Annotated in this window: 9 protein-coding genes; all 9 read right to left on the minus strand. The window is 37.9% G+C overall.

The window, feature by feature from the left end; genetic code table 11:
* Positions 1-12: 12 nt before the first annotated feature.
* The 9 genes from BM371_RS15355 to BM371_RS15395 all read right to left on the minus strand — a co-directional run bounded on the left by BM371_RS15355 (position 13) and on the right by BM371_RS15395 (position 22,437).
* Complete coding sequence (locus tag BM371_RS15355; protein ID WP_074958787.1) at positions 13-3,507, minus strand: DUF6443 domain-containing protein; 3,495 nt, start codon at positions 3,505-3,507, stop codon at positions 13-15.
* 9 nt (positions 3,508-3,516) lie between these two features.
* The gene (locus tag BM371_RS15360; protein ID WP_131431016.1) at positions 3,517-7,053 is read right to left on the minus strand and encodes a hypothetical protein; all 3,537 of its coding nucleotides are present in this window, start codon (positions 7,051-7,053) and stop codon (positions 3,517-3,519) included.
* Between the two features lie 6 nt (positions 7,054-7,059).
* Positions 7,060-8,700, minus strand: coding sequence for a T9SS type A sorting domain-containing protein (locus tag BM371_RS15365; RefSeq protein WP_074958789.1), 1,641 nt, complete (start codon positions 8,698-8,700; stop codon positions 7,060-7,062).
* A gap of 188 nt (positions 8,701-8,888) precedes the next feature.
* Positions 8,889-12,158, minus strand: coding sequence for a SpvB/TcaC N-terminal domain-containing protein (locus tag BM371_RS15370; protein WP_034679875.1), 3,270 nt, complete (start codon positions 12,156-12,158; stop codon positions 8,889-8,891).
* Positions 12,159-12,271: 113 nt separating this feature from the next.
* Positions 12,272-12,424 carry a hypothetical protein gene (locus BM371_RS20445; RefSeq protein WP_177225354.1) on the minus strand — a complete coding sequence of 51 codons (153 nt, stop codon included), beginning with the start codon at positions 12,422-12,424 and terminating at the stop codon, positions 12,272-12,274.
* Positions 12,425-13,433: 1,009 nt separating this feature from the next.
* Entirely contained in the window at positions 13,434-13,775 is a 342-nt protein-coding gene (locus BM371_RS15375) for a transposase (protein WP_034679878.1), read from the minus strand.
* Positions 13,776-14,177: 402 nt separating this feature from the next.
* Complete coding sequence (locus BM371_RS15385) at positions 14,178-14,711, minus strand: hypothetical protein (RefSeq protein ID WP_034679880.1); 534 nt, start codon at positions 14,709-14,711, stop codon at positions 14,178-14,180.
* Positions 14,712-14,725: 14 nt separating this feature from the next.
* A complete protein-coding gene (locus tag BM371_RS15390) occupies positions 14,726-18,877 on the minus strand; it encodes a lectin-like domain-containing protein (protein WP_131431029.1) in 4,152 nt (1,383 codons plus the stop codon).
* A gap of 98 nt (positions 18,878-18,975) precedes the next feature.
* Entirely contained in the window at positions 18,976-22,437 is a 3,462-nt protein-coding gene (locus tag BM371_RS15395) for a beta strand repeat-containing protein (protein ID WP_074958795.1), read from the minus strand.
* Positions 22,438-22,786 lie beyond the last annotated feature (349 nt).

The following is a 22,786-nucleotide window of genomic DNA, read 5'->3' on the forward strand; positions in this document are numbered from 1 at the left end:
TCTAATTAATATTTAACGAGGAACCGGAGCTCCAGATGCATCAGGTAAATATTGCTGTTCTGGTATTTTAACAGTATTTGATGACTCATACATTTTATTCCAATCTCCAACAGAATATGTTTTATCTCCTTGTTGTACTCCTGTAAACACACCATTTTCATCCATTGTAACCGTAAAGTTATTTGACATCATTGGACGGTTATTATCTCCAAATAAATTTACGATAGGATTTCCTACTGCAGGACTAACACCGACCATTAATTGGTTTCCCGCAGTATCTCCAATCATAGTTTCAGCAGAAGGAAAAGCATCGCCAGTCTGCTTTACACTTATTCCTAATATCCCTGCGGCTTTATTTTCGGTTAAACTAAAATTTGTAGTAACATCAATATCTGGAGTTAATCCACCTGGAGTTAAAGGATTAGACCCAGCCATTTTCGCTGTCCACGAAGTTGTGGTACTTCCATCTTTATTAGTGGTGTATACAGCATTACTTATAGTTCCCACGTCATTGTTTGCAGTAGCAGCTCCTAGATATGGATGAGAGGAAGGACTTGAACTTGCACCATAATTAGTGTAAGTATGATTGTCTGTATTCATTACATAACTATGAGAAAGTCTTGATGTTACATTTTGAGAAGTAGAATACCCTCGCCTGTCTCCCGAAAATCCTCCACCAAATGTTGGAAATGGAGCAAAAGAACGTGTAATTACCGGATATGGCCACATCCCATCCGGATCAATAAACCTTATCGGATTGTCCCAAGCGTAATTATAAGGACTAAATTTTCTCATTTTTTCAGTAAGAGGATCTACCACGCCCCATCTTCCAATATCCGGCATATAAAATCTTGCTCCGTAGTCATACATGCCTGTTTCATTCTGAAGCTCCTTTCCATTGTACTTGTACTGGTAACCCGGGTTTCCTGACAATTGGTTATATCCTTCATGCTTCAACCCGAAAGGATAATAATTGTTCTCCTCAAGAACTTCTACCCCGCTGCCATTGTGGAAATAACTCAATCTTGTATTTCCCAAATGGTCTGCATAGTTGTAAATATACTTATTTTTCATAAAATCAAAGTACCCTTCCGCTGTAGGTACAAATTGTAATTCGGGACCTATAGCAGGAGCCGGACAATCTATACATATGATAAAATCATTGTTAAAAAAATATTGAAATCCGTCGAGATAATCTGTCGTTGAATTCGAAAGAAAAGCTCCACCACCAGTAGTTTTCATCAGCTTAGTTCCATCAGCTCTATACACATAGTTTACCTGAGATTTTTTAATTCCAGAGCCAACAGTTAAAGTATTAGGAAGACTCAGGTGGTTATACCCTATTGATCCGAGTCCTTTATCTCCATGGGATTTCATATTCCCATTGGAGTCATATGCAAAAGCGCCACCTAAAGCATTATAACCCGAATAGTTGTTCGAAACCCCCGGTGGAAGTGTGATCTGATCCAATCTGTTGCCTGTATAGTTATAAACCAAATCGTCAATCTGCTCTGCTGTAATCCCTGTTGTAGGCTTGGAATACCTTTGAAGCGTCTTAATGTTTCCATTAAGGTCGTACGTCAGGTACTCGTTATAGTTGTTATTGTTGAGTATCGAAGAGCCCGGCTCTGTATAAATGCCCTGCGACAATCGGTTCAACCCGTCATAAACGTATGAATATCTTCTTTTGCTGTCATTAACCACCGTTGATGTCTTCCAGTCAATCTCTGCAATATTGCCGTTAAATCTTCCTGTGGTAAGACCCGTATTCTCAGGATTGTTGTATTTGATCTCATACCCAAACAAATCACCTCCGCTTAAATCATTCGGATTGTTGATTCCTGTCATCCATCCCCTGATGTTGTATTTGTAATCCATCTGCTGTAACGGAGAGTTTGCACTGACCCCTCCCACTTTCTTGCTTTCAAGCTGAGACAGCTCATTGTATTTGTTCTGAGCCAAATATTCCACAGCATTGCCGTCAACCTGATGCGTATGGGTCAATAACCTGTTCTGGTGGTCATACGTAAAGTTCTCCGTAATTACTCTTTCCGTATCGGTATTCAACCTCTTATGCCGGGTGACTACCGTTTGTGGAGTACCCGAAAAATCAAGCTCAGATTCTGTCTTCGTATAACCTCCCAAATGGTTGACCGAATGCGTGGCTAAAGCCCTCCCCCTGGAATCGTACCACGTGTAGTTCTTCGTCCAGTTGTCATCCTCAATGTTTTTGATCAGCGTCATGACAGGCAGGCTTTTGGTGCTTACACTATTGCCCGTACTGTTGTCACTGATCACAGCCACACCGAAAACCGTGGAAGGGAAAGCCGGATTGAAGCTGTAGGATGCATACGTATCATAATAGTTGATGCTCAAAATCTTCACGTACTTGGAATCCGATGGGTAAGCCCTGCCCGAGTAAAAAACCTCCATCCCCTCATGCATAAAACCTGAGCTTTCAATACGGTTCATATTGTTGCTACCCTTCAAATCAGCATCAGCCTGTTCCGTCAAACGGTCTCCACCCGTGCTGATCCCCGTGAAGGCAACACGCCCGAAACGGTCGTACTTCGTGAAGAGCCACTGTCCTTTTTCTGCCAGATTGGAATCCTGCGATCCAACCAAACGGTCCTGCTTATCGTAAACCATAAACTCCCAGCCCTTGCCCGGAAGCTTCTTCTCAACCAAGCGGTTACGGCTGTCGTATTTGTACTGGTAGCACAGGTTGTTCAAAGTCGTTGTATCGACAGCGTTCGCTGCCACTGCCAATGGCGGGATAACATATGCCAATTGATTGTAATCGTTATAAACATAATACGTATCTGCTTCCGTTGTCGCATCAAGCATTTTCCTTACCAGTACAACCTGTCCCTGGCCGTTCTTGAACTCTATCGTCTTATTGCCGTCTTCGTCAGTTACCGTATTCTTATACAGCTGACCCGCTCCATAAGGAGTCGGAGACAATGTTATTACAGAACTGAAACTGGCGTAATCAAATGTTGCCACATATTTTTTGACTTCCCCGTTTTCATTGGCTTCATAACCGAACTTTACAGGTTTGCTGCTCCAGGCCGTACCAACCTGTCTTTGCTCCAAGACCCTGTCCAAAGGAGAAGCTTCAAATTCTTTCTTGGAAAATATTATTTCTGATCCGTAAATATCTGCCTGGGTGGCATTGGTCAAAGGGCTCGTTACTATCGCTCCATTAGCTGTCCCGCTTTGAGGTACAGGAAGGTAATCCATAGCCTGCCTCCCATACTGGTCATATACAAAGTGCAGAACAACATCCCGCCCCAGCGGGGAAGCCTTGATGTTTACTGCCTGCTTGGGTCTGCCCAGGCCGTCAAGGTACTGTACGCTTTCCACGCTTTTGGGCGTAGGCCCCGTAGGGTCGGTCAAATATGTTTTCGTATAAACGTAGTTTTCATTCGTGCTTAAGTTCAAGGTCTGTGCATGGGAAAACCCCGCTACAAACAAAGCACTGATAGGTATGATTATTTTTTTCATGGTTTGGTTTTATTGCTTGTAGTTGTACTTAAACTCTTTTAAGATCTTACCCGATGCACTATTCTCCCTGATCTCCTTTAAGCGGTTCGCCGCATCATAAAGGTAAACCTCTCGGATACCGGAGGGCGGAGTGATGCTTGTTACCCCGATCAAAGGATCATACGTATATGTCGTGATCTGATAGCCTGAAAGACTGTTGTTCTTACGAAAGTTCTCTAATGCAGTGATCAATGCTAATTCGGCAGAAGGATTTGCAGCATCCTGATCTGAAGGAGTAACGATTGACGAAATTAGTGCATTATCAATAGAATCAAGATCGGAACCTACAACTTTTGCTATAGGCTGGGTTTTATTGTACCCCCATATAATGGTCGTCGGAATACCGTCTTTTGTCGTATACTGCTGTACATTCCCCTTGCTGTCATACAAGTCGTAAGTGACTTCGGTTGAGACAGTATTTTTAAAATCTGTAGCATCAACTTTATAAGGTAATGGAAAGCCTGAAGTCTTGCCATCTGCATCAGATTGGGATACAGGGTAAAATGTTTCTGTTTTAGAAATGGTTTTACCATTTTTTTTAGTCTCTATCTCTAAAGGTATACTGACTATATTTTTATCATTAAGAAACGGATTTATATCTGATCCGTATCGGTAAAGTGTTTCGTTCAAAATGTTATCTGACGAAAGGATACTGCTCTTTTTAAGATAGTCCAGCGTGTTATACTCATAACTTTCATTAGTAACCAATGTTTTACCATTTGGAAAATATTCAGTTTTTACAGAGGAGATTAAATTAGTTTTTCCTACAATCTCTTTTGAAAAATAATAATAAATGAATGATAACGGGTTAACATTAATTCCCATTGCGGAAGTGTACCTACATAAATGATAAAGACTATTCACGTTACAGTTATCCATTGTAGTTTTAAAAGCCGCATAAGTATCAACATCACTGGTATTAAATCTATTAAAGATAAAATTGTTTCTTGCAAGAAAATTTATACCGGATATTTCTGTAGTAAAATTGTCATCATAAACATTATTTTCCTGATAAACCATATTGTTACCCGCATCAAAAACTTTTTTGTTAAGAAGATTACCTCTTCTATAATCAAAATTATAGGCATATGCTCCCGGCGGTGACATGGATAAATAAGAGAACAGAGAATTAGGTTTGTCAATAGGACTGGAAAATTCATGCAAAGTTCTGCCCTTGGAAACTACTGCGTTAGTGTTTGTATAATCAATGTCTTTGACAGTAATATATTTATATCCTACATCCGCACCTTTTGTCTTTTCTGGAGAAAGTAGATTTTTTGTTGAAATAGTGTTATAAGTCATTTCCAGATTATTCGCTAGCACAGCTCCAAATGTCGAGATACACATATAATAATTATTATAGTATTCTTCATATTGTAAAACCGGCACAGGAAATACAAGTGCACCGCTGCTTTTGGAATTATTGGCTATGTCATTATATTCGTATAATTTCTTCTTCTGTACACTGCTTGCGTTATTAAGAAATGCAACCTCTTTGATCCTGATTCCTCCTCCATATAAAAAATTTTCAGTTGGATTCTGTTTTGCATAATATGCCATAAATCCAGCAGTAAAATTCGTTGGTATAGGATTATTTGGCATATTGCCTGAAACAGTTGATAATACAGCATAATATTTCCCGGCTGGAAAATTCCTTTTTTGCCATGTAATATAATTCGGGTCAACATCTACGATGGGGCCTAACGGATGGATATTAGCGTATTCCATCTGACCTGTAGATTCATTAAGTTTATAAAAATTGAGTGCCCAGGGTTCGCTGGTATATGCACCTCCACCGGAATTAAACGTAACTTCCTGGGGTTCGGTAATTGTAAAAAAATGCATTGCACTTTGACCGAAGTTATTGATGATAATGGATGATGAAAATATTTCCCAATTTTTTAAATTAGATGAATAGTCAGTAACTTCTTCGATAGGGTTAGCTGTAGGTTCTTGACTGACTGTTGTTAAATGTGGTTTATAATTGTAGGTATTTAATTCATAATTATAACGAATTTCCCCGCTGGTTGGCAATGTCATTTTAGTTAAAACATCTTTCTCCACACAATTAGGAGATGGCTCATACATCAATTTTGGTGAGAGCATATCTAAAACCCTAGTGTTCTGAACACATCGGTAATGTCCCCATAAATCAGCTCTCACGTCATCAGACCCAAAAATTAATTTTTTACCATTGCCTCCATAGGATAGCCCATAAGAATATTCATTTTGAAGATTTTTATCCAAGACGTTAACGGCACTTAAAACCATTTTACTCTCAATATTCATACTATAACTATAAACAAGATTAAACTGTTTCAGTATGATATTTCCATAATAGTCTTTTGTGGTGATTTTAGTTAGCTTCTGATGATTGTTTGGCAATGCTAAATTAGAGTCTAGTCTATTGCCGGCATACTCAAAATATATTTTTGCACGATCAGTTACCTGTATACTATCAATAAATCTGGTACCTGTAGTATTAAGAAAAATGGATGTTTCGTCATTAGCCGGAAAAGTTGCTACGATATCATCGTAACAAGGAGAGCCTACTAAATTTGTATCGTAAGGGTATTGTTGTCCCCTTTTTTTAGAAATAGCAGTTGATTGTGCGGTCTCAATGGATCCATAACTAAATTTCAACAATTGTTTAGTGTCCTCATATACTTCTCCAAGGTAAAATCCTGTGTTTAGATTATGGTAGTCCAAACTCTCATTCGTATTGACATTACCTGAATTGATTGAGTTAATAAGATATGAGCGTGAAGACTTTTCAATCACATCAAAGACAAATCTGAGTCCTTTATCATCAATGATTTCAAATTTTACAGGGCTTTTTTCTGAATTGAAGAAAAAATTAATTTTTAAGTTGTTCTTGTCGAGTTTTACAAGTTGCAACTGTCCGGTTGTTTCATCTTTTTTAATGAAAAATCTTCCGGTGTATCCCATGAAATTGTATTGATACATGTCATAACTATTATCAAATCTATTGAATAATACTGACTCGAATATTTGTCTTTTTGCCTTTTCGCTATTAAGTCCTGAACCTGTGCCATTCAATAAATAATTCTTTACTATATTAAAATTATTTTCTTTATCAGCAATTGTATTATAGTACATCCCATATTTTTGGTCACTATGAGTAGATTCGTCAGGCAAATCCCGAATTGTACGCGAAATCATGCCACCGGCAAAAAGGCTCCAACCCAAACCGTATTCAGAGGCAACATCATCTACCTTCGCACTTAAAGGATGATAATTGAGGGATACTTTAAGATTAAGTTTTGAACTATTGGTATTAAAATCTCCTATTGGAATATTTACATCGGGTATGCCGGTATAGAGACTTACCGGAACTTCTTCAAACTTCATCAAAGAACTGACTCCCGGACTTTGAGGCATATTCCTGTTTAATTCTTCTATGTAATTCTTTCCCTGACCTTTAATGGATAGTAGAAAACTACACGTCAATAGAAGGAAATTGAATTTTATTATTAAATTTTTCATTTATGTTTATCTCTTAATCAATTTAGCATTCGCAGTTTTCTCAGTATCCGTTTTCACAACAATCAGATACGCACCCTGAATCAAATTCTGCGTATTGATCTTAGTTACCTTATTCTTAGTTTTCAAACTCTGAAGCTGTCTTCCTCCCATGTCATACAAAGTAATATCAGCTTCCTTAAACTCAAAACCGATCTCCACATAACAATAATCACTCACCGGGTTCGGGTAAATCTTCATATCCTGCTTCTCTATTAACTGGTCAATCTGACTGTCTCCCAATTTCACAATCTTCCAGTTTTCTTTTCCTAATTCCTCAGCACTCGTTCCTGCCAATACAATCGAGCCGTCTTTATTCATCTTCAGATCAGATAATCTTTCCTCCTTCTTCCTCGATTCTCCTTTTATATGTTTTCTCCACTGCTCATTGCCGTCATTGTCAATATAAAGCATCCAGAAAGTTTCGTCATCCGCCTCAATCCTTCCTTCAGCCTGAGTGTATCCGCCCAGTAAAATGCCTTTCGTTGATGGTTGTCGGTTATCTGTTGATGGTTTTCCTGTGATCACATTCATGCCCATCAGAATATCACGGTTTTTGAAATTATAGGATTTCTGCCATTGCTCATCACCTTTTGTGTTTAAAGAAATTAACCAAAGATCTGTTCCTTCTTCGATCCCTACTGTTTTATTTCCTGATCTTTCAGATCTCGATTCTCCGCCAATAATATATCCTGATGATGTAAATGCCATTGTTCTTACATGATCATCTCCTTTACCGCCAAAATTCTTTTCCCATTCCACCTTTCCGTCTTTGTTCAACTTAACAATCCAGTAATCACCTTCGCCATAATTCTCGGTAGCTTTGGGGTAACGGGATACGGGATTCGGTGTATTGTTGTTTGCGCTACTTCCTGTTGAACCCGGATCACTGCGCAACCCGGATCTCGAATCACGGATCTCGGAACTCCTTGAATAAATTCCTAACAATGCTCCGCCATCAGGTGTAGGAATCATCTTTTCAACTTCATCAAGACCTTTTCCTCCCAAAATTGATTCCGATAACAATTTTCCGTTTTTGTCTAATCTTGAAACGATCACATCTTTCGAACCGAAACCATTTGAAGCATTCTGAATATTTCCAGCGACCATAAATCCTAAATCTGCCGTCTGAATCACCGATCTTGCTTCCTCATCCTGCAAAGTACCTATCGTTTTCTGCCAGAGTTCGTCTCCAAACTCATTAATTCTGATCAGCCAGATATCAGATCCGCCTTTCGAATCGTCTTTTTTGTCTAAACCTTTTGAGGAATAAGAAGTTCCGGCCAGCAAAAATCCGCCTTCCTGTGTGGAGATTGTTGCCGACAGAAAATCATGGTTTTGTCCCGAGAAGTATTTTTCCCAGACTTCCTCACCTTGCTGATTAAGCTTAACCAAATGGAAATCGTAGCCGCTGTTTTGTTTGTTTTCGGTAGTGATCTTTTTCGACTGAATCGAACTTCCCGTAATTAAGTATTGCTGATCGATGGTTGTGGTGACCTGCGAAAGAAAATCCTGCGTGGAGGACTTAATGTCTTTCTGCCATACCACTTCCTGTGCAGTAAAGCCTGCAGCAGTATAAAGGAATACTGCACTCATGTAGAGTTGTTTCATGACTTGGTTAATAATTTTGTTGTTGCTAATTTAACTTTTTTTAACGAATATCCTAATCTCTTTACTGAGATTTAACATGCATATAATCATATCATCGTGACAAATGTAAATCAGTAAAGCGCCAAATCTTGACGCTTTACATTTAAATTATAGCAAATTAAATTTGATGAGATTTTAAAGTAAACTCATCATAAACCATAATGATATTTAAATTCTTTTAACAGCTTACCGCTGGCATCCTTGATATTTTCCAATTTGTTTGCAGAGTCATATTTGTAAATTTCTCTCAGCCCCGATGGTGGAATGATGCTTGTTACTCCGATCAACGGATCATACGTGTAAGTGGTGATCTGAGAAACACTCAGTGCCGAGTGTTTTCTGAAAATATCTAATTTGTCGATTAAGGTCTGCTCTGTCGTGGCATTAATATCCGCATCAGATGCCAAAATAATATCAGATGCAAATGATGAAACCTGTGCATATGTTGCTCCAACAATCTTCGCTATAGGCTGAGTCATATTGTAACCCCAGATGATAGCCGTCGGAATACCATCCTTTGTCGTATATTGTTGTAAATTGCCTTTGGAATCGTACTGATCGTAAGTGACTTCCGTCGAGGCCGTGTTTTGAAGATCATAAGACAAAACAGAAGTAGGTAATAAATTCGCAGCATTGTCATACTTCGTTTCTGTCTTGGACATTGTCTTCCCCGGATCAGATGCATTCTGCTTTTTAACAACTGATGTTTCCAATGGAATCCCAATCATATTGGCATTGATGAGCTTCTGATTACCTTTCTCGTGGGCATATTGGTAGCTGGTTTCCTGAATGGTTCCGTCAGAAAATTCTGTTTTCTTTTTGATAGGAACAAAGATATTATTTCCATAGGAAAAATTCTCTTCAGTGTTTATATTATCTGTATTAAAAATGTCTTTTTCTTTCTTGGTAAGTAGTCTTACATTATTCGTATAATTATAATAAAATCCGGAAATAACACCATTGGCTGAAGATCCTGTAATCGGAAATTGAAGTGAATAAAAACCTGCAGGAAACGACTCTCTTGTTTGGTTTACATGAGAATAGTCATAAATATAATTAGTTTTTTTAATCTCTTCATCGAGCCCAGTAAAATTTGATTTATAAATTATTTCAGCATTTTTTTTCTTTCTCTCCCAACTGTTGTCTGCGTTATCCATATTATGAATCCACATACAATTAGAACATCCATAGTTAACCGAAGGCGATACGCCGGTATTTCCGTTTACCTCATATGAATGCAATGTTTTTAGTACGGAATGGTCAATAATATTTTCAGAATATTCTGTAATCTTTGAATATGTAGTACTGCCTACAGGTAAAAATGAATATACATTATCGGAGTATATTACATCTCCGATAGCTGCCGTGATATGATTATACATTCCATAGGTAGGCAAAAATGTATAACCGGAGCTTAATTCTTTACCGTCAGAATCAAAATAGTTGTAGTCAAAATACTTTTTATATTTTAATTCATTATTATTTGAATATGATTTGATTTCTTTAATCCTTAATCCTCCAACTCTTTTTATTAAGGGTTGCGGATCTTCTTTAATGGTTAAACTTAAATTAAAATCAGATTGGCTCTCATAGTTTGGCTCTGGAAGACCCATATATTGAATTTTAATCTTGTACGTTCCAACAGGCAGAGTAAGCCACTTACCATTTGAGAGGTCAACTAGCTGATTGGCTGCATCCAGCAATGAATAAATGTAGTTGCATTCTCCTATATAGTTTCCTCCGGGATCTACTGTATTTATAGGGCATCCAGTGATTTGAAAATTTTCAAGCTGTAAATCGCTATGTAGTTTGCTGTCTATAGTAAAAGTATATTCCCAACGTTTGATTCCATTACTGTAAAATGTAGAATTCGATTTGTTGACGTTGTACGTTCTTTTTTTATAGCTGGATCTGATATTGATAATGCTTAACTGGGCAGTATCATTCTGTGGCAAATAATTAAATGATGAAGCTGTGTTTGGTTCGAATGTGTACTCTGTAGATCCTCCTGTAGGATAAATTATTTTTTTTAATATTCCTGCGGTAGCAAATTCAGCATTTACACTTCTTTCTGCATGTCCGTCTTCTAACAGATTAATACCATACTGGAAAAATATTCTGGGAAACAAACTACTGTTTGGCTCGCCATTATAAAATCCCCAATAGTCCATAGAATTAGAGCTCTTGTTTGGAAGTATAGCATCATCATATTCAAATCTGTATTCTTTTTTCTGTTGACCAGGGTCGCTGTAAGATTCTTCCACACTATCAAGCTTTAATCGATGGGTATTATTACTTGCAGGTAATGAGATGTAAGCAAAAGAATCTCCGGAGCTGCCTGCATCTCCAATGAAATAAGAATGGTTAAATTTTACTTTCTTAATCAGGTTTCCTAAGCTTGAAAAAACTTCCATATCAGCTATTCTTTTAGAATTGTGAAGATCAAGACGAATGCTGGTATCCGGATTAAAAGTTACATATCCTGTTTGAAAGCTTATTTTTTTTAAATATTTCTCATTGTAGTTTCTCGAAGTGTATAGAGTAGGTGATATTTTTTGCCTACTTTTGGTAACCATTCCTTTAGAGACCTGCTTTACCTGTGAAACGATGTCATATTCAAAATTCACAATATTACCTTTAGTATCTATAATTTGGGATAAATGCCAGTTTGTATAATGATTGGGGATAGAGCTATTCGGAAGCAATGTTAAAGGACCCGATCCTCCGGATATGGTAATTCCATTATTGACAGAGAGTTCTCTGGAACTTTCATTAGTCCCGAAAATATATTTCATTCCATTGGTGTCAAGTATTTCCCAGCCAATAATAAGCTTAGTCACCGCATCGTAGAAAGGGGTAATTTTATTATTAGACAAGGGCATTTCCACAAACTTTTGGGTAATCTGGTTATAAGATATTTTGCCGGAAGAGCCGGGCAGACTATAATAAAAGATGTCCGCTTGCGCATCATAACGGTTTTCACTAATATTCTGTTGTATCAAAAGCTCATCAGAAGAACTTGCTGTTGCAATATAGCTTACAGGCGTCTGGGTGTATATAAAACCTCCCATGAATTGGTTGGGATTGTAATAATCATCAGGCAGTCCCAACATTGATCGGGAAACAGAACCTCCAGATGCAAGGCTCCAGCCCAATCCTACATTGGAAGCATTTTCTGAAATTTTTATCCCGGCACTATTATATTTTAAACTTACAGGAACATTTATGTCACCAGTACTAATGTGGTATAACGGCACTGAAATATCTGGGACTCCTGTAGAATAGTCAACATTGTGACTTACAAATTTTTCAATGGAGGCAGCATTAGGTGTTGGAGGCAGCGATTGTATCCCAAATGACTGCGATTGATATACGTTAATAGAAATCATAAATGTGATTCCAAAAAATATTTTCTTCATTTGTTTTTTATTTATTAATCAATTTAGCATTATAAGTTTTCTCAGTATCATCAGTTTTTACAATAAACAAATATACTCCCTGATTCAGCTATTTCGTATTGATCTTCTTCAACCTACTGAGTAAGTTTAACCAAATGGAAATCGTAGCTGCTGTTCTGTTTGTTTTCAGTGGTAAGTTTCTTAGATTGAATAGAACTTCCCATAATAAGGTATTGGTGGTTCACTGTCGTTGTTACCTGAGAAAGAAAATCCTGCGTCGAGGACATGATATTTTTCTGCCATACCACTTCCTGTGCAGTAAAGCCTGCGGCAGTAAAGGAATACTGCGCTCATGTAGAGTTGTTTCATGACTTGGTTAATAATTTATTGTTGCTAATTTAACTTTTTTTAACGAATTTCCTAATCTCTTTTATGAGATTTAATGTGAATATAATCATATCATCGTGATAAATGTAAATCAGTAAAGCGCCAAATCTTGACGCTTTACATTTATATTTAATAAAAGTCCGCTATGAAATATATTTTTTAATTAATACTAGAAATAAGTTGTTATAAAAATTAGCTAATAAATCAAATATGGTGTTGGTAGTGGTTACACTTCATTTCTATAGCTGTGAAATCCTTTCTAAATCTTCCACCAAATGTTTCGAAAAGAAAGTTGGTGCCATTTTATTTGATACACTCTCATAATCAGAAACTTATAATTAATCATGTTATTATTGGGATTTTGGCTTTCCAAGTAACAAATATTTTAAAAATCGAAACCTTGCACAATAATTAATAAATGGTTCGATTTTAATAGTTTTGTTGTATGACCAGAATCGAAACACTCACTGATGTCAGTTCTATGGAGCGAAAATGTTACTGCATTGTTTCTCTTGTTCGCTAAAAAAGAATTTAAGAATTTTAAAAACTGAAGAAATTTGCCTGTTATTGTGGTATTGTTCCTTTTGAATAGTCATCAGGGCTTCTATCAGAGAATAAGTTTAGTAAATTATTTTGCAGATAAAAAATGAAATCCATCCTTCACGCTTCCATAAGGCACAATGCCGAAATCAGAGCTTATTATAAAAGGGAAAAACAGGAAGAAAAATACTCCTTATTGGTAATTAATAGTGGGAAAAGTAAAATTATAAGCCACACATTTTCATTATACAAATTTGCGACTTAATTTTTATCATTTTATTTGCTTTTTATCATAGAATGCAACTCCATTACGACTGTTATTAAAACTGTCAAATCAATCGTTAGTTCGTATTTAATTCACAAAATATATTAGTAATATAGTCGTTTCCATTTTGAAATAGTATTTCTGCTGATTTTGAAATGATGTGCCAGTTGATTATTGTTAAGATTATTCTTTCTCATGTAATCTAAAATTTCAAATATTGCTTGTTTATTATAAAAACGATGTTTCTGATTAAAGCTCAAATTTTCTTTATTACTATCTCCAAAAATAATATTATTGAGTTTTAATATATCTAAAACCGTTAACTCTTTTTTATCCAAAAGTGGCCTACATATTTCTTCCTTTTCTGGATATTTTTTCAATACAATATCGCAGTAGATTTTTTTATAGTAAGGTTGCATATCTAATTTCTGTATTTTTTTATCCATATGTACAATGTAGTTTTTGGAATATTATATTCATTGATAATCTGCTGAGTTGTTTTTTCTTTGGATTCTATCAGCTCTAGAATAAAGTTTATAATATCTTTAGTATAAATGTTTTTACGAAATTTTGGAAGTTTTGAGCTGGTACTCTTATTTATATTATCCGACTTTGACAATGGAGAATATAAAATCAAATGCTGGCTATAAATCCTAAAAAAATCATATTCTAACAATTTACTCCACCTTAGAAGGATTTCGCAATCTAAACTTTTTGCTTCATACATCTGTGTGATTTCTTGTTCAGTAGATTTTATAAAATTACAGATTCGGGATATTTCTATCCCGCTTTCTGTAACTTTTTGACTGATTAGCGAGCCAATATGAATGTCTTTGAAATTCATTTTTCTACTTCCAATAATTCCATACGTTACCGTCAAACATAGCTAAGGTTTTACTTATTGTATCGTAACACATCATTCCCGGATAAGGGCTTTTTACATTTATATGAGGTTCGGATATTCTTGGCAAAATCATTGCTTTATCTGATGATTCTAAAATCAAAACACCTTTTGCTGAGGAAGCTTCGGCTCCGATAATTGCACCGCCTGTTTTTTCTACTGATGAATTGATTAACAACGAAGTGGAATTTCCATTATCTGATAAATCCACCCACATATTGTTCTCATACATTTGAATTTTCTGATTGGCTTTATTAAATAAAAATGTACCATTATTAGCAGTGGTTGTTGCTGATAATGCATTTGTAAGATTATCAACAGCTGGAAGGATAATACCTTTTGTATTACCTGTTTGGCTGTTAAAATCTAAAATGGTGGCGGCTCCTTCTACTGTTTGTTTTCCGCCTATGGAAACTTGTCCGCTGGCAAAATTTGCCAGCAAAACAAGTATTAGACTATTGATTATTACTTTATATTTCATTTTTGATATTTTTTTTAATTTGTGTCATTACAAGATCTACGGATACAATTCCAAGTAAGTCCATTAAATAATTTCACACAACTGTCTTGGATGTCATAAACCAGCATTCCTTCTTTCGGATCCTTTATAGAATCTGTTGTTAAATTTGGAGTTGTGCTTACGTGAGCTACTCTGGTAATTACCAATCCTTTTTCTCTTGATTCTAAAGCGATATGTCCGTTTGGTATTGCTTCTGGCCATGTAGAAGCTTTATCCTGAACTGTGATTCCTACTTTTGTTGGAGCACCGCTGGATGTGAAATCTCCGGGTTTTGTACAAGTCGTAGGACATGAATTAACACTAGCATTTTGAGAACTTCCAACACCTTGTCCCTGATCACTTCCAATATCTGCAGCGCCGCCAGCGTTTACAATGGTTGGCACTCCGTTAAGATCTACAGTGTTTCCTAAATTTTTGTTTGCTGCAGTAGAGCCAATTCCTACAGTTAAGGTTCCTACGGCTGTGACTAATTGTGAAGTAGTTACATTCTCATTACCTTCAATAGCATCTAAACATCCATCATTATCTGAATCCAGATCAAGATAATCAAGGATTCCATCACCGTCGGTATCGAAGTAAAGAGGAATTGTACAAGGACTATTAAATCCTATGCTGTTTGCTCCTCCAAAGTTTCCGGTAGATGCAGTATAACCAAAGTATGCTTTGTTCGTTCCTCCTAAAATAGTTTCCAGTGAATTGGCTCCTGATGCAGGAAAAGTATAGCTGGTAACCTCTACTCCGTCAAAAGTATAAGAAAGATTTCTTGTCATAGCATTCCAATTGACCACTACATTATGCCATAGTCCGTCATTTACTGTCCCATCACCAAGTTGTCCGTCTCCAGCAAGTTTACCCGCTCCTATCCAGCCAGCTGTGGTTCTTATGCTTCCATGGTCATAGCCAGGGTCACAATTCTGTCCGTTATTAGCATCATTAGTACAATCGTTTTGAAATGTATCCAGTTCTAAGGCAATACCATTGGCAATACCTCTTGCTCCTAGTCCCTGACCATTTGTTCCCGAAGCAGATGTACCCAAAGGGCTGTTCTGAAACACCATTGCAATTCCATCAGCATCTGATAACATTGCCTGCATAGAAATTGTAAAACTTTTAGAAAAGTCTGCTTTACCATAAGACCAAGCCTGTCCCTGTTGTCCGGTTACATTGGTTAATCGGAATTGGTACAGAGGACCGGTTGAAGGATTGGTAACTACTGTCGTATTTCCATTGGATTTGAAAACTGTATTTGGATCTCCATTGAATCCGTTTTCTGTACAATCCAAAATACCATCATTATCATTATCCAGATCTTCCAGATCAGGAACTCCATCTCCATCGGTATCAATACAAGCATTAAGTGTAGAATCCTGTGATGTCCCGACGCTTTGTCCCTGTGCACTATTGATATCTGCGGCTCCTCCTACATTAACCAGTACCGGAACTCCCTGAGAATCAATAACGCCATTGATTGAACCATTAGCCTTAAGTTGTGCAAGCTTCACGCTGTCGCTTCCTTCAATAGCATCAAAGCAGCCATCACCGTCTGAGTCAAGATCCAGATAATTCGGGATGCCATCACCATCGGTATCGCAATTCGGAATTGTTAGAGAGATATTATCTAATCCTATATCGTCTCCATTACCGCTTCCTGTTCTGTAAGCATCAAATTTTAATACTTTAGTAAAATCTGAAGTGGTATTAGGGAAAGTCATCTGGATATTCTGCCAGCCGGTACTCCAGGAAGAACTTTCCGGGAATGAAGCAATGTTCACAGTAGCTCCGTTTTCCGTTGTTACTGTCACGTTTCCGTTTCCGGCAGCGCTTACGAACGATGCATAACGTGTACTTCCAAGATAGACATCCAGTCTTTCCTGATTTCCTCCATTGAAGAAAAGAGCAGAGAAATTAAGATTAACAGTTCCTTGAGAAAGTCCGTTAACGATTTGTGTAATAGTGTTGGTATTCGCAACATTTCCGTCATTTGTTATAGAAGCATATCCACTTCCGATTCCCCAATTTGCTAAGTTCCAATTATTAGAATTTGCAAAAGTCCCATTCACAACCTTATTAGAACCAGAACATTCGTCAGTGTCTAAAATTCCATCGTTGTCATCGTCTAAATCACACATGTCAGCTACGCCATCTGAATCTGAATCTGTTCCTGTACATGCAGGTATACAAACGGATAAACTGAGCTGAGCTGGAGCTGAATAATTTCCATTAACATCTGCAACAACATAATTGATAGATGTTCCACTATATCCAGCTGCTGGAGTAAACTCAATTGCCCCAGTTGTTGAGTTTATGGCAAACGTCCCCTGTCCGACTATATTTACCGAACTAACTTGAGCTAAAGTTGTAGGATCTATCAGTTTTGTTGATAAAGGATCTATTGGATAAGTACCAACATTATCATTTGAAGATACATTGAAGCTCGAAACCCCAGTTGCTGTAGCACAGCCAGAATCTGCAACTGCTACAGGAGTGATAATAGACGGGCAACGGGCTCCATCACCTGGAGTTACACTTAGATTTGTTAGAATTGTTGCTGTAACTGCACCAGTTGCCAAATGAGGAGTATTAATTTTATAGGTGATGCCTGATGTATTATTCGCAAAATATAAATTTCCTTCATTGTCCATTAATGCTGTACCATAAGTAACACCATCGGTGCTAGATAAACCAGATATGGCACCAATGTTAGTAAAAGCATTTGTTGTTGGATTAAAACGGAATAATCTTTGGGTTGATCTGGTTATACCGTAGATCATTCCATCAATAGGGCTAAAAGCGAAATCATCAAAGAACAATGTTCCTGTTGCTCTTTCTACAGGTGTTAAATAATCTGACGCAGAAGCATTTAAATTGATTGAATACATTTTAGCTACATCTGAACTGTAAACGTAAAGTTTACCGTCTGGAGAAACATCTCCAGATTCATACCGTTTTGTAGGATCTAATACCGATCCAATTGTTGGTAAAATTTGTACATTACCATCAGAACCAATTCTTACCACATCGCTTGTAAATTGACGTATCCCATAAATGTAATTATCCAAGACGTTATAACCTATGCCATTTATAAATCTATTTGATGCGGCATTAATCAATTGATCATCTATTAGTGTTGTAACCGCTGTAGATAAATTAAATGACTGAAGACCTGAAATATAATTAGCTTGGGGTCCACCAGTATTGGTATTTGAAATTATGTATGCTAAGCCATTACATTGGAAAGGAGGAAGTTCATCTTCTAAAACAGATACACTTATTTCCGTATAATCACCAGAAGTAATATCATCAGGAGAACCAGCCCATTCTACGATTCCATCATCGGGAATGTCAAAGCCTCGAATAAAACTTTTGAATTTCAAAGTGGTAATGCCACTGCCATTAAACCGTACGGATCCCAATCCTAGTGGATAAGGATCACTAGCGTCTTCTCTGTTATTGATCTCATATCCCGAGACTTCTAAAGAAGAGGTGCCTGACAATTTGGACAATGAGATGGCTGGCATGCTTCCATTCACCCCTATCAGCTCAAATTCATTCGTATAGTAAGCAAAATCACCAGCGCCCATACCTGAAAAATGAAGAATCGGGTTATCTACTGGTCTATTGAATGTTATGGTAATATCTGCCATGTGATATCTCCCAAATGGTTGCCCATATAAAACACTCACCGCAGTGAAAAATGAAATACCAGTGTTACCTCCCGATTCGGTATTGAACCCTTCACCTGCTACGATTCCCGACGTAAAATAGCTGTTGGGGTATGGAATAAGAGAAGTATTTATTAGTCCTGGCAAGCCTGGTACTATATTTGCGCCATCCCAACCAAAAACAATATTACTTCTTGGAGTTGTTGGGAAAGTAGCGGTAGGAGATGCACTCGAATACTGAATATTGGAGATCTCAACTCTAGCCGTTAAAGCAGGAGTATATGCTGAGTAAGCCGTTCCTGTAGGATTATTGGTGTTTTGCAAAAACGTAAATAATCCTGTATCTAATGCAAAGCCGTTGCCCGAAGCCGAAGCTGCCGTAAACTCCAGCGTTTTATTTTGCGCATTTACTACTAACCCAAGAAAAAGGGCAAGCAGAAATAAATACTTTGTAAGTTGTTTCATCATTTGTTATTTGTTATTTGATATCATCAATTTTTATTTTGTTTTAATATTCTGTACCCGCAATCTTGTATTGGGGTAAAGAAATATTTTCTCAATTATTAGTTAGATTGAAATGTTATGGTCAATGAACTGTTATTATTCACATTATTGATTTCACCACCAGAATTATTTAGAATATTACCGTTAAAAATTGCAATATCACCAATTCTACCAGAAGATGCCGTATAAGTAATCTTTATGGTATCATTATCCCCTGGGTTCATAATTTTATTGGTTGTAAAAACAAAAGTAGTTCCCGATTGAGACTGAAGAGCCCAACCTGCAGGTAATGCATAGTTGAAAGTACCCAAACCTGCATTTACAACTACCGTTAAAGTAATTGTACTGCCATCTGTAGCTAAATTACCCATATTGGTAATTTTATGGAAAGTATTTAAAGGTATAAAACGTCTATAAGAATCTGTGCTTGCAGAACTTTCCAGGCTGAGATCCGGCACTCCTGATTGTATAGTAATGGTAACAGTATTAGTAACCGCACTACAGCCTCCTGCGCTTGTCACTACCGCTCGGTAATACGTCGTTGCTGTTAATGCTCCCGGTGCATACACTGTTGCTGTAGCACCAGAGATATTGGCAAATGCAATATTATCGGTAGAAATCTGCCACTGCACTGCTCCTGTAGATCCGATAAAAACCAATGCCACAGGTGCACTTCCTGAGAGAATTGTTTGGCTGGCAGATATTGTACCAGCAACTGCAGGATTTACAGTTACCGAAGTACCTGCTGATGCCAAACTTGTACAGCCTCCTGTTGTTACAACCACTGTGTAAGTTCCGGAAGCATTGGCAGAATAAGTCTGTCCTGTGGCTCCGGAAATAATGGCTCCGTCTTTGTACCACTGGTTTCCTGTTGCCGACGAAGATGTCAAATTTACACTTCCGCCGGTACAGAAAGTTGTAGCACCTCCTGCTGAAACAGTTGGAGCGGTTGAGTTTGAATTAACCGTTACCGCCACTCCAGCCGATGCCGGACTTGTACAACCGTTCAATTCTCTTGTAACCTTATAGGTTCCAGGCGTAGTTGCCGTATATTCATAATAGATGGCGCCGGAAATTGCAGTCCCGTTACGATACCATTGGTAAGCACCCGTAGTGTTGTAAGTTGACGTTAAAAGAACGTTTCCTCCTGTACAGAAAGTCGTAGGGCCTCCTGCCGAAACAACCAAAGCTGGTGGTGCAGAATTTACCGTTACCGAAGTACCTGCTGATGCCAAACTTGTACAGCCCCCTGTTGTTACAACCACTGTGTAAGTTCCGGAAGCATTGGCAGAATAAGTCTGTCCTGTGGCTCCGGAAATAATGGCTCCGTCTTTGTACCACTGGTTCCCCGTTGCCGACGAAGATGTCAAATTTACATTTCCACCGGCACAGAAAGTTGTAGGACCTCCTGCTGAAACAGTTGGAGCGGTTGAGTTTGAATTAACCGTTACCGCCATTCCAGCTGATGCCGGACTTGTACAACCGTTCAATACTCTTGTAACAGTATAGGTTCCAGGCGTAGTTGCCGTATATTGATAATAGATGGCGCCGGAAATTGCAGTCCCGTTACGATACCATTGGTAGGCACCCGTAGTGTTGTAAGTTGACGTTAAAAGAACGTTTCCTCCTGTACAGAAAGTCGTAGGACCTCCTGCCGAAACAACCAAAGCTGGTGGTGCAGAATTTACCGTTACAACTGTTCCTGTCGACAAATTACTTTGACAAGTTCCATTTGTTACCCTTACCGTGTAAGTTCCGGAAGCATTGGCAGAATAAGTCTGTCCTGTGGCTCCGGAAATAATGGCTCCGTCTTTGTACCACTGGTTACCCGTTGCCGACGAAGATGTCAAATTTACATTTCCGCCGGTACAGAAAGTTGTAGGACCTCCTGCTGAAACAGTTGGAGCAGTTGAGTTTGAATTAACCGTTACCGCCACTCCAGCCGATGCCGGACTTGTACAACCGTTCAATTCTCTTGTAACCGTATAGGTTCCAGGTGTAGTTGCCGTATATTCATAATAGATGGCGCCGGAAATTGCAGTCCCGTTACGATACCATTGGTAGGCACCCGTAGTGTTGTAAGTTGACGTTAAAAGAACGTTTCCTCCTGTACAGAAAGTCGTAGGACCTCCTGCCGAAACAACCAAAGCTGGTGGTGCAGAATTTACCGTTACAACTGTTCCTGTCGACAAATTACTTTGACAAGTTCCATTTGTTACCCTTACCGTGTAAGTTCCGGAAGCATTGGCAGAATAAGTCTGTCCTGTGGCTCCGGAAATAATGGCTCCGTCTTTGTACCACTGGTTACCCGTTGCCGACGAAGATGTCAAATTTACATTTCCGCCGGTACAGAAAGTTGTAGGACCTCCTGCTGAAATTGTAGGCGTAGATGGAGCAACACAAACTCTTGTATCCGTATCTGTTGCTAAATTATTTGAAGTATTATTATCAACAGAATTAGTCGGTGACGTAATCGTAACAGTATTTACCAAATCACCTGTAAAAGTTGTTGGAATATTAACCGTAACCGTATAAGTGACCGTCCCGCCAACCGGTAAAGAAACATAATCACTAATTGCACCAGTCTGCGTCCCTACAACTTGGGTAGAGCTTCCTGGGGAAGCGACTGCCGTGTAGGTAACATTTGCAGAAGGAATACCCGCCGGAACAAGGTCTGACAATAGTGCATTCTGTACTCCAAACAGTCCATTATTTCCTGCAACAATAGTATAAGTCGTAGTACTTCCCGAAGTATAGGTTGTCTTGCCGTCTGTTTTAGTTACATATAAATCTGCATTGAAGCTTATGGGCTCAGTTACACAATGGGCTCCATCATTTTGGCCTGATGCTGGCGACGCAGAAATTAATGTCCGTGCTCCAGTAGCGGTATTAAATTGATAAAAACCACCACTATTTATTACACCATAAATCTCTCCATTACTTGCCCCAAACATTGCCCCAAAAGCATCCAGCATACTATATGCTGCACCAATTGGCGTTGCAGTTCCTGTGCTTGGGTTTACTTTATATAATCTTCCGTCCGATAGATTTACACCATACAATTGTCCATCTGTGATATTAAATGCCCAATCAGAAAGTTCTAAGCTTGCACTTAAAGTTACTGTAGTTACTGCATTTGTATTCAAGTTAATTTTATAGAACTTGTTATTAAGTCCCGTGGCTTTTAGATAGTAATTACCTGCCGGGTCTATTTCTCCTGTATTATAATTTAAAGCTGGTAAACCTGGAAAAGTTCCTATATCTGTAAAATTACCATTGATATCAATTCTTACAAAATTAGCAGTATTATAACGAATTCCATACATATTTCCGTTAACTGGATTTATGGCAATTGCATTAATCATTACACCAGGATGTTGTTTTATTAATGGATATGTGAAAGGATTCGGAGAATTATTAATACGGTATATACCAATTTTAGGACTAGGCAGAAGGTAGCCCTGAGCGAGGTACATTGTATTGGTACATCCAACTGCTTGTGCATTAATATTTTTAGACAATAGTAAACAAAGCAATAATACAAAGAGAGATATCTTATTTTTTGTTTGTTTATAAAAATTTGTTTTTATCATTTGTTTGTTATTATAATGTAATGTTTTTAAGGAGTCATTCCTCACGGGCGGATGAATGATCTCCTCTCGTCCGTATGAGGTGGTTCCTCTTGTCCGTAAGGAGAGTCTCCTCACGGGCGGTCGTATCACTTGCGGCTGTTATGCTACAGTAAGCGGTTTATCAAAAAGAGCTGTGCGGGGATCTTTCAGCAGTACGTCACTACTTGCATATTGCGTTACCACTTCCAACAGATAAGCTTTTATTTTATGTAGTATTTGCATTTTTGTTGTTTTTATT

It is taken from the genome of Chryseobacterium formosense (genome assembly GCF_900116415.1).
Classification (GTDB): domain Bacteria; phylum Bacteroidota; class Bacteroidia; order Flavobacteriales; family Weeksellaceae; genus Chryseobacterium; species Chryseobacterium formosense.

Excerpts from the sequence above, each read along its gene's own strand:
- BM371_RS15390 (WP_131431029.1), bottom strand. The coding sequence starts at position 18,877 with ATGAAACAACTTACAAAGTATTTATTTCTGCTTGCCCTTTTTCTTGGG.
- BM371_RS20445 (WP_177225354.1), bottom strand. The coding sequence starts at position 12,424 with ATGTCCTCGACGCAGGATTTTCTTTCTCAGGTAACAACGACAGTGAAC.
- BM371_RS15365 (WP_074958789.1), bottom strand. The coding sequence starts at position 8,700 with ATGAAACAACTCTACATGAGTGCAGTATTCCTTTATACTGCTGCAGGC.
- BM371_RS15375 (WP_034679878.1), bottom strand. The coding sequence starts at position 13,775 with ATGGATAAAAAAATACAGAAATTAGATATGCAACCTTACTATAAAAAA.
- BM371_RS15360 (WP_131431016.1), bottom strand. The coding sequence starts at position 7,053 with ATGAAAAATTTAATAATAAAATTCAATTTCCTTCTATTGACGTGTAGT.
- BM371_RS15370 (WP_034679875.1), bottom strand. The coding sequence starts at position 12,158 with ATGAAGAAAATATTTTTTGGAATCACATTTATGATTTCTATTAACGTA.
- BM371_RS15355 (WP_074958787.1), bottom strand. The coding sequence starts at position 3,507 with ATGAAAAAAATAATCATACCTATCAGTGCTTTGTTTGTAGCGGGGTTT.
- BM371_RS15385 (WP_034679880.1), bottom strand. The coding sequence starts at position 14,711 with ATGAAATATAAAGTAATAATCAATAGTCTAATACTTGTTTTGCTGGCA.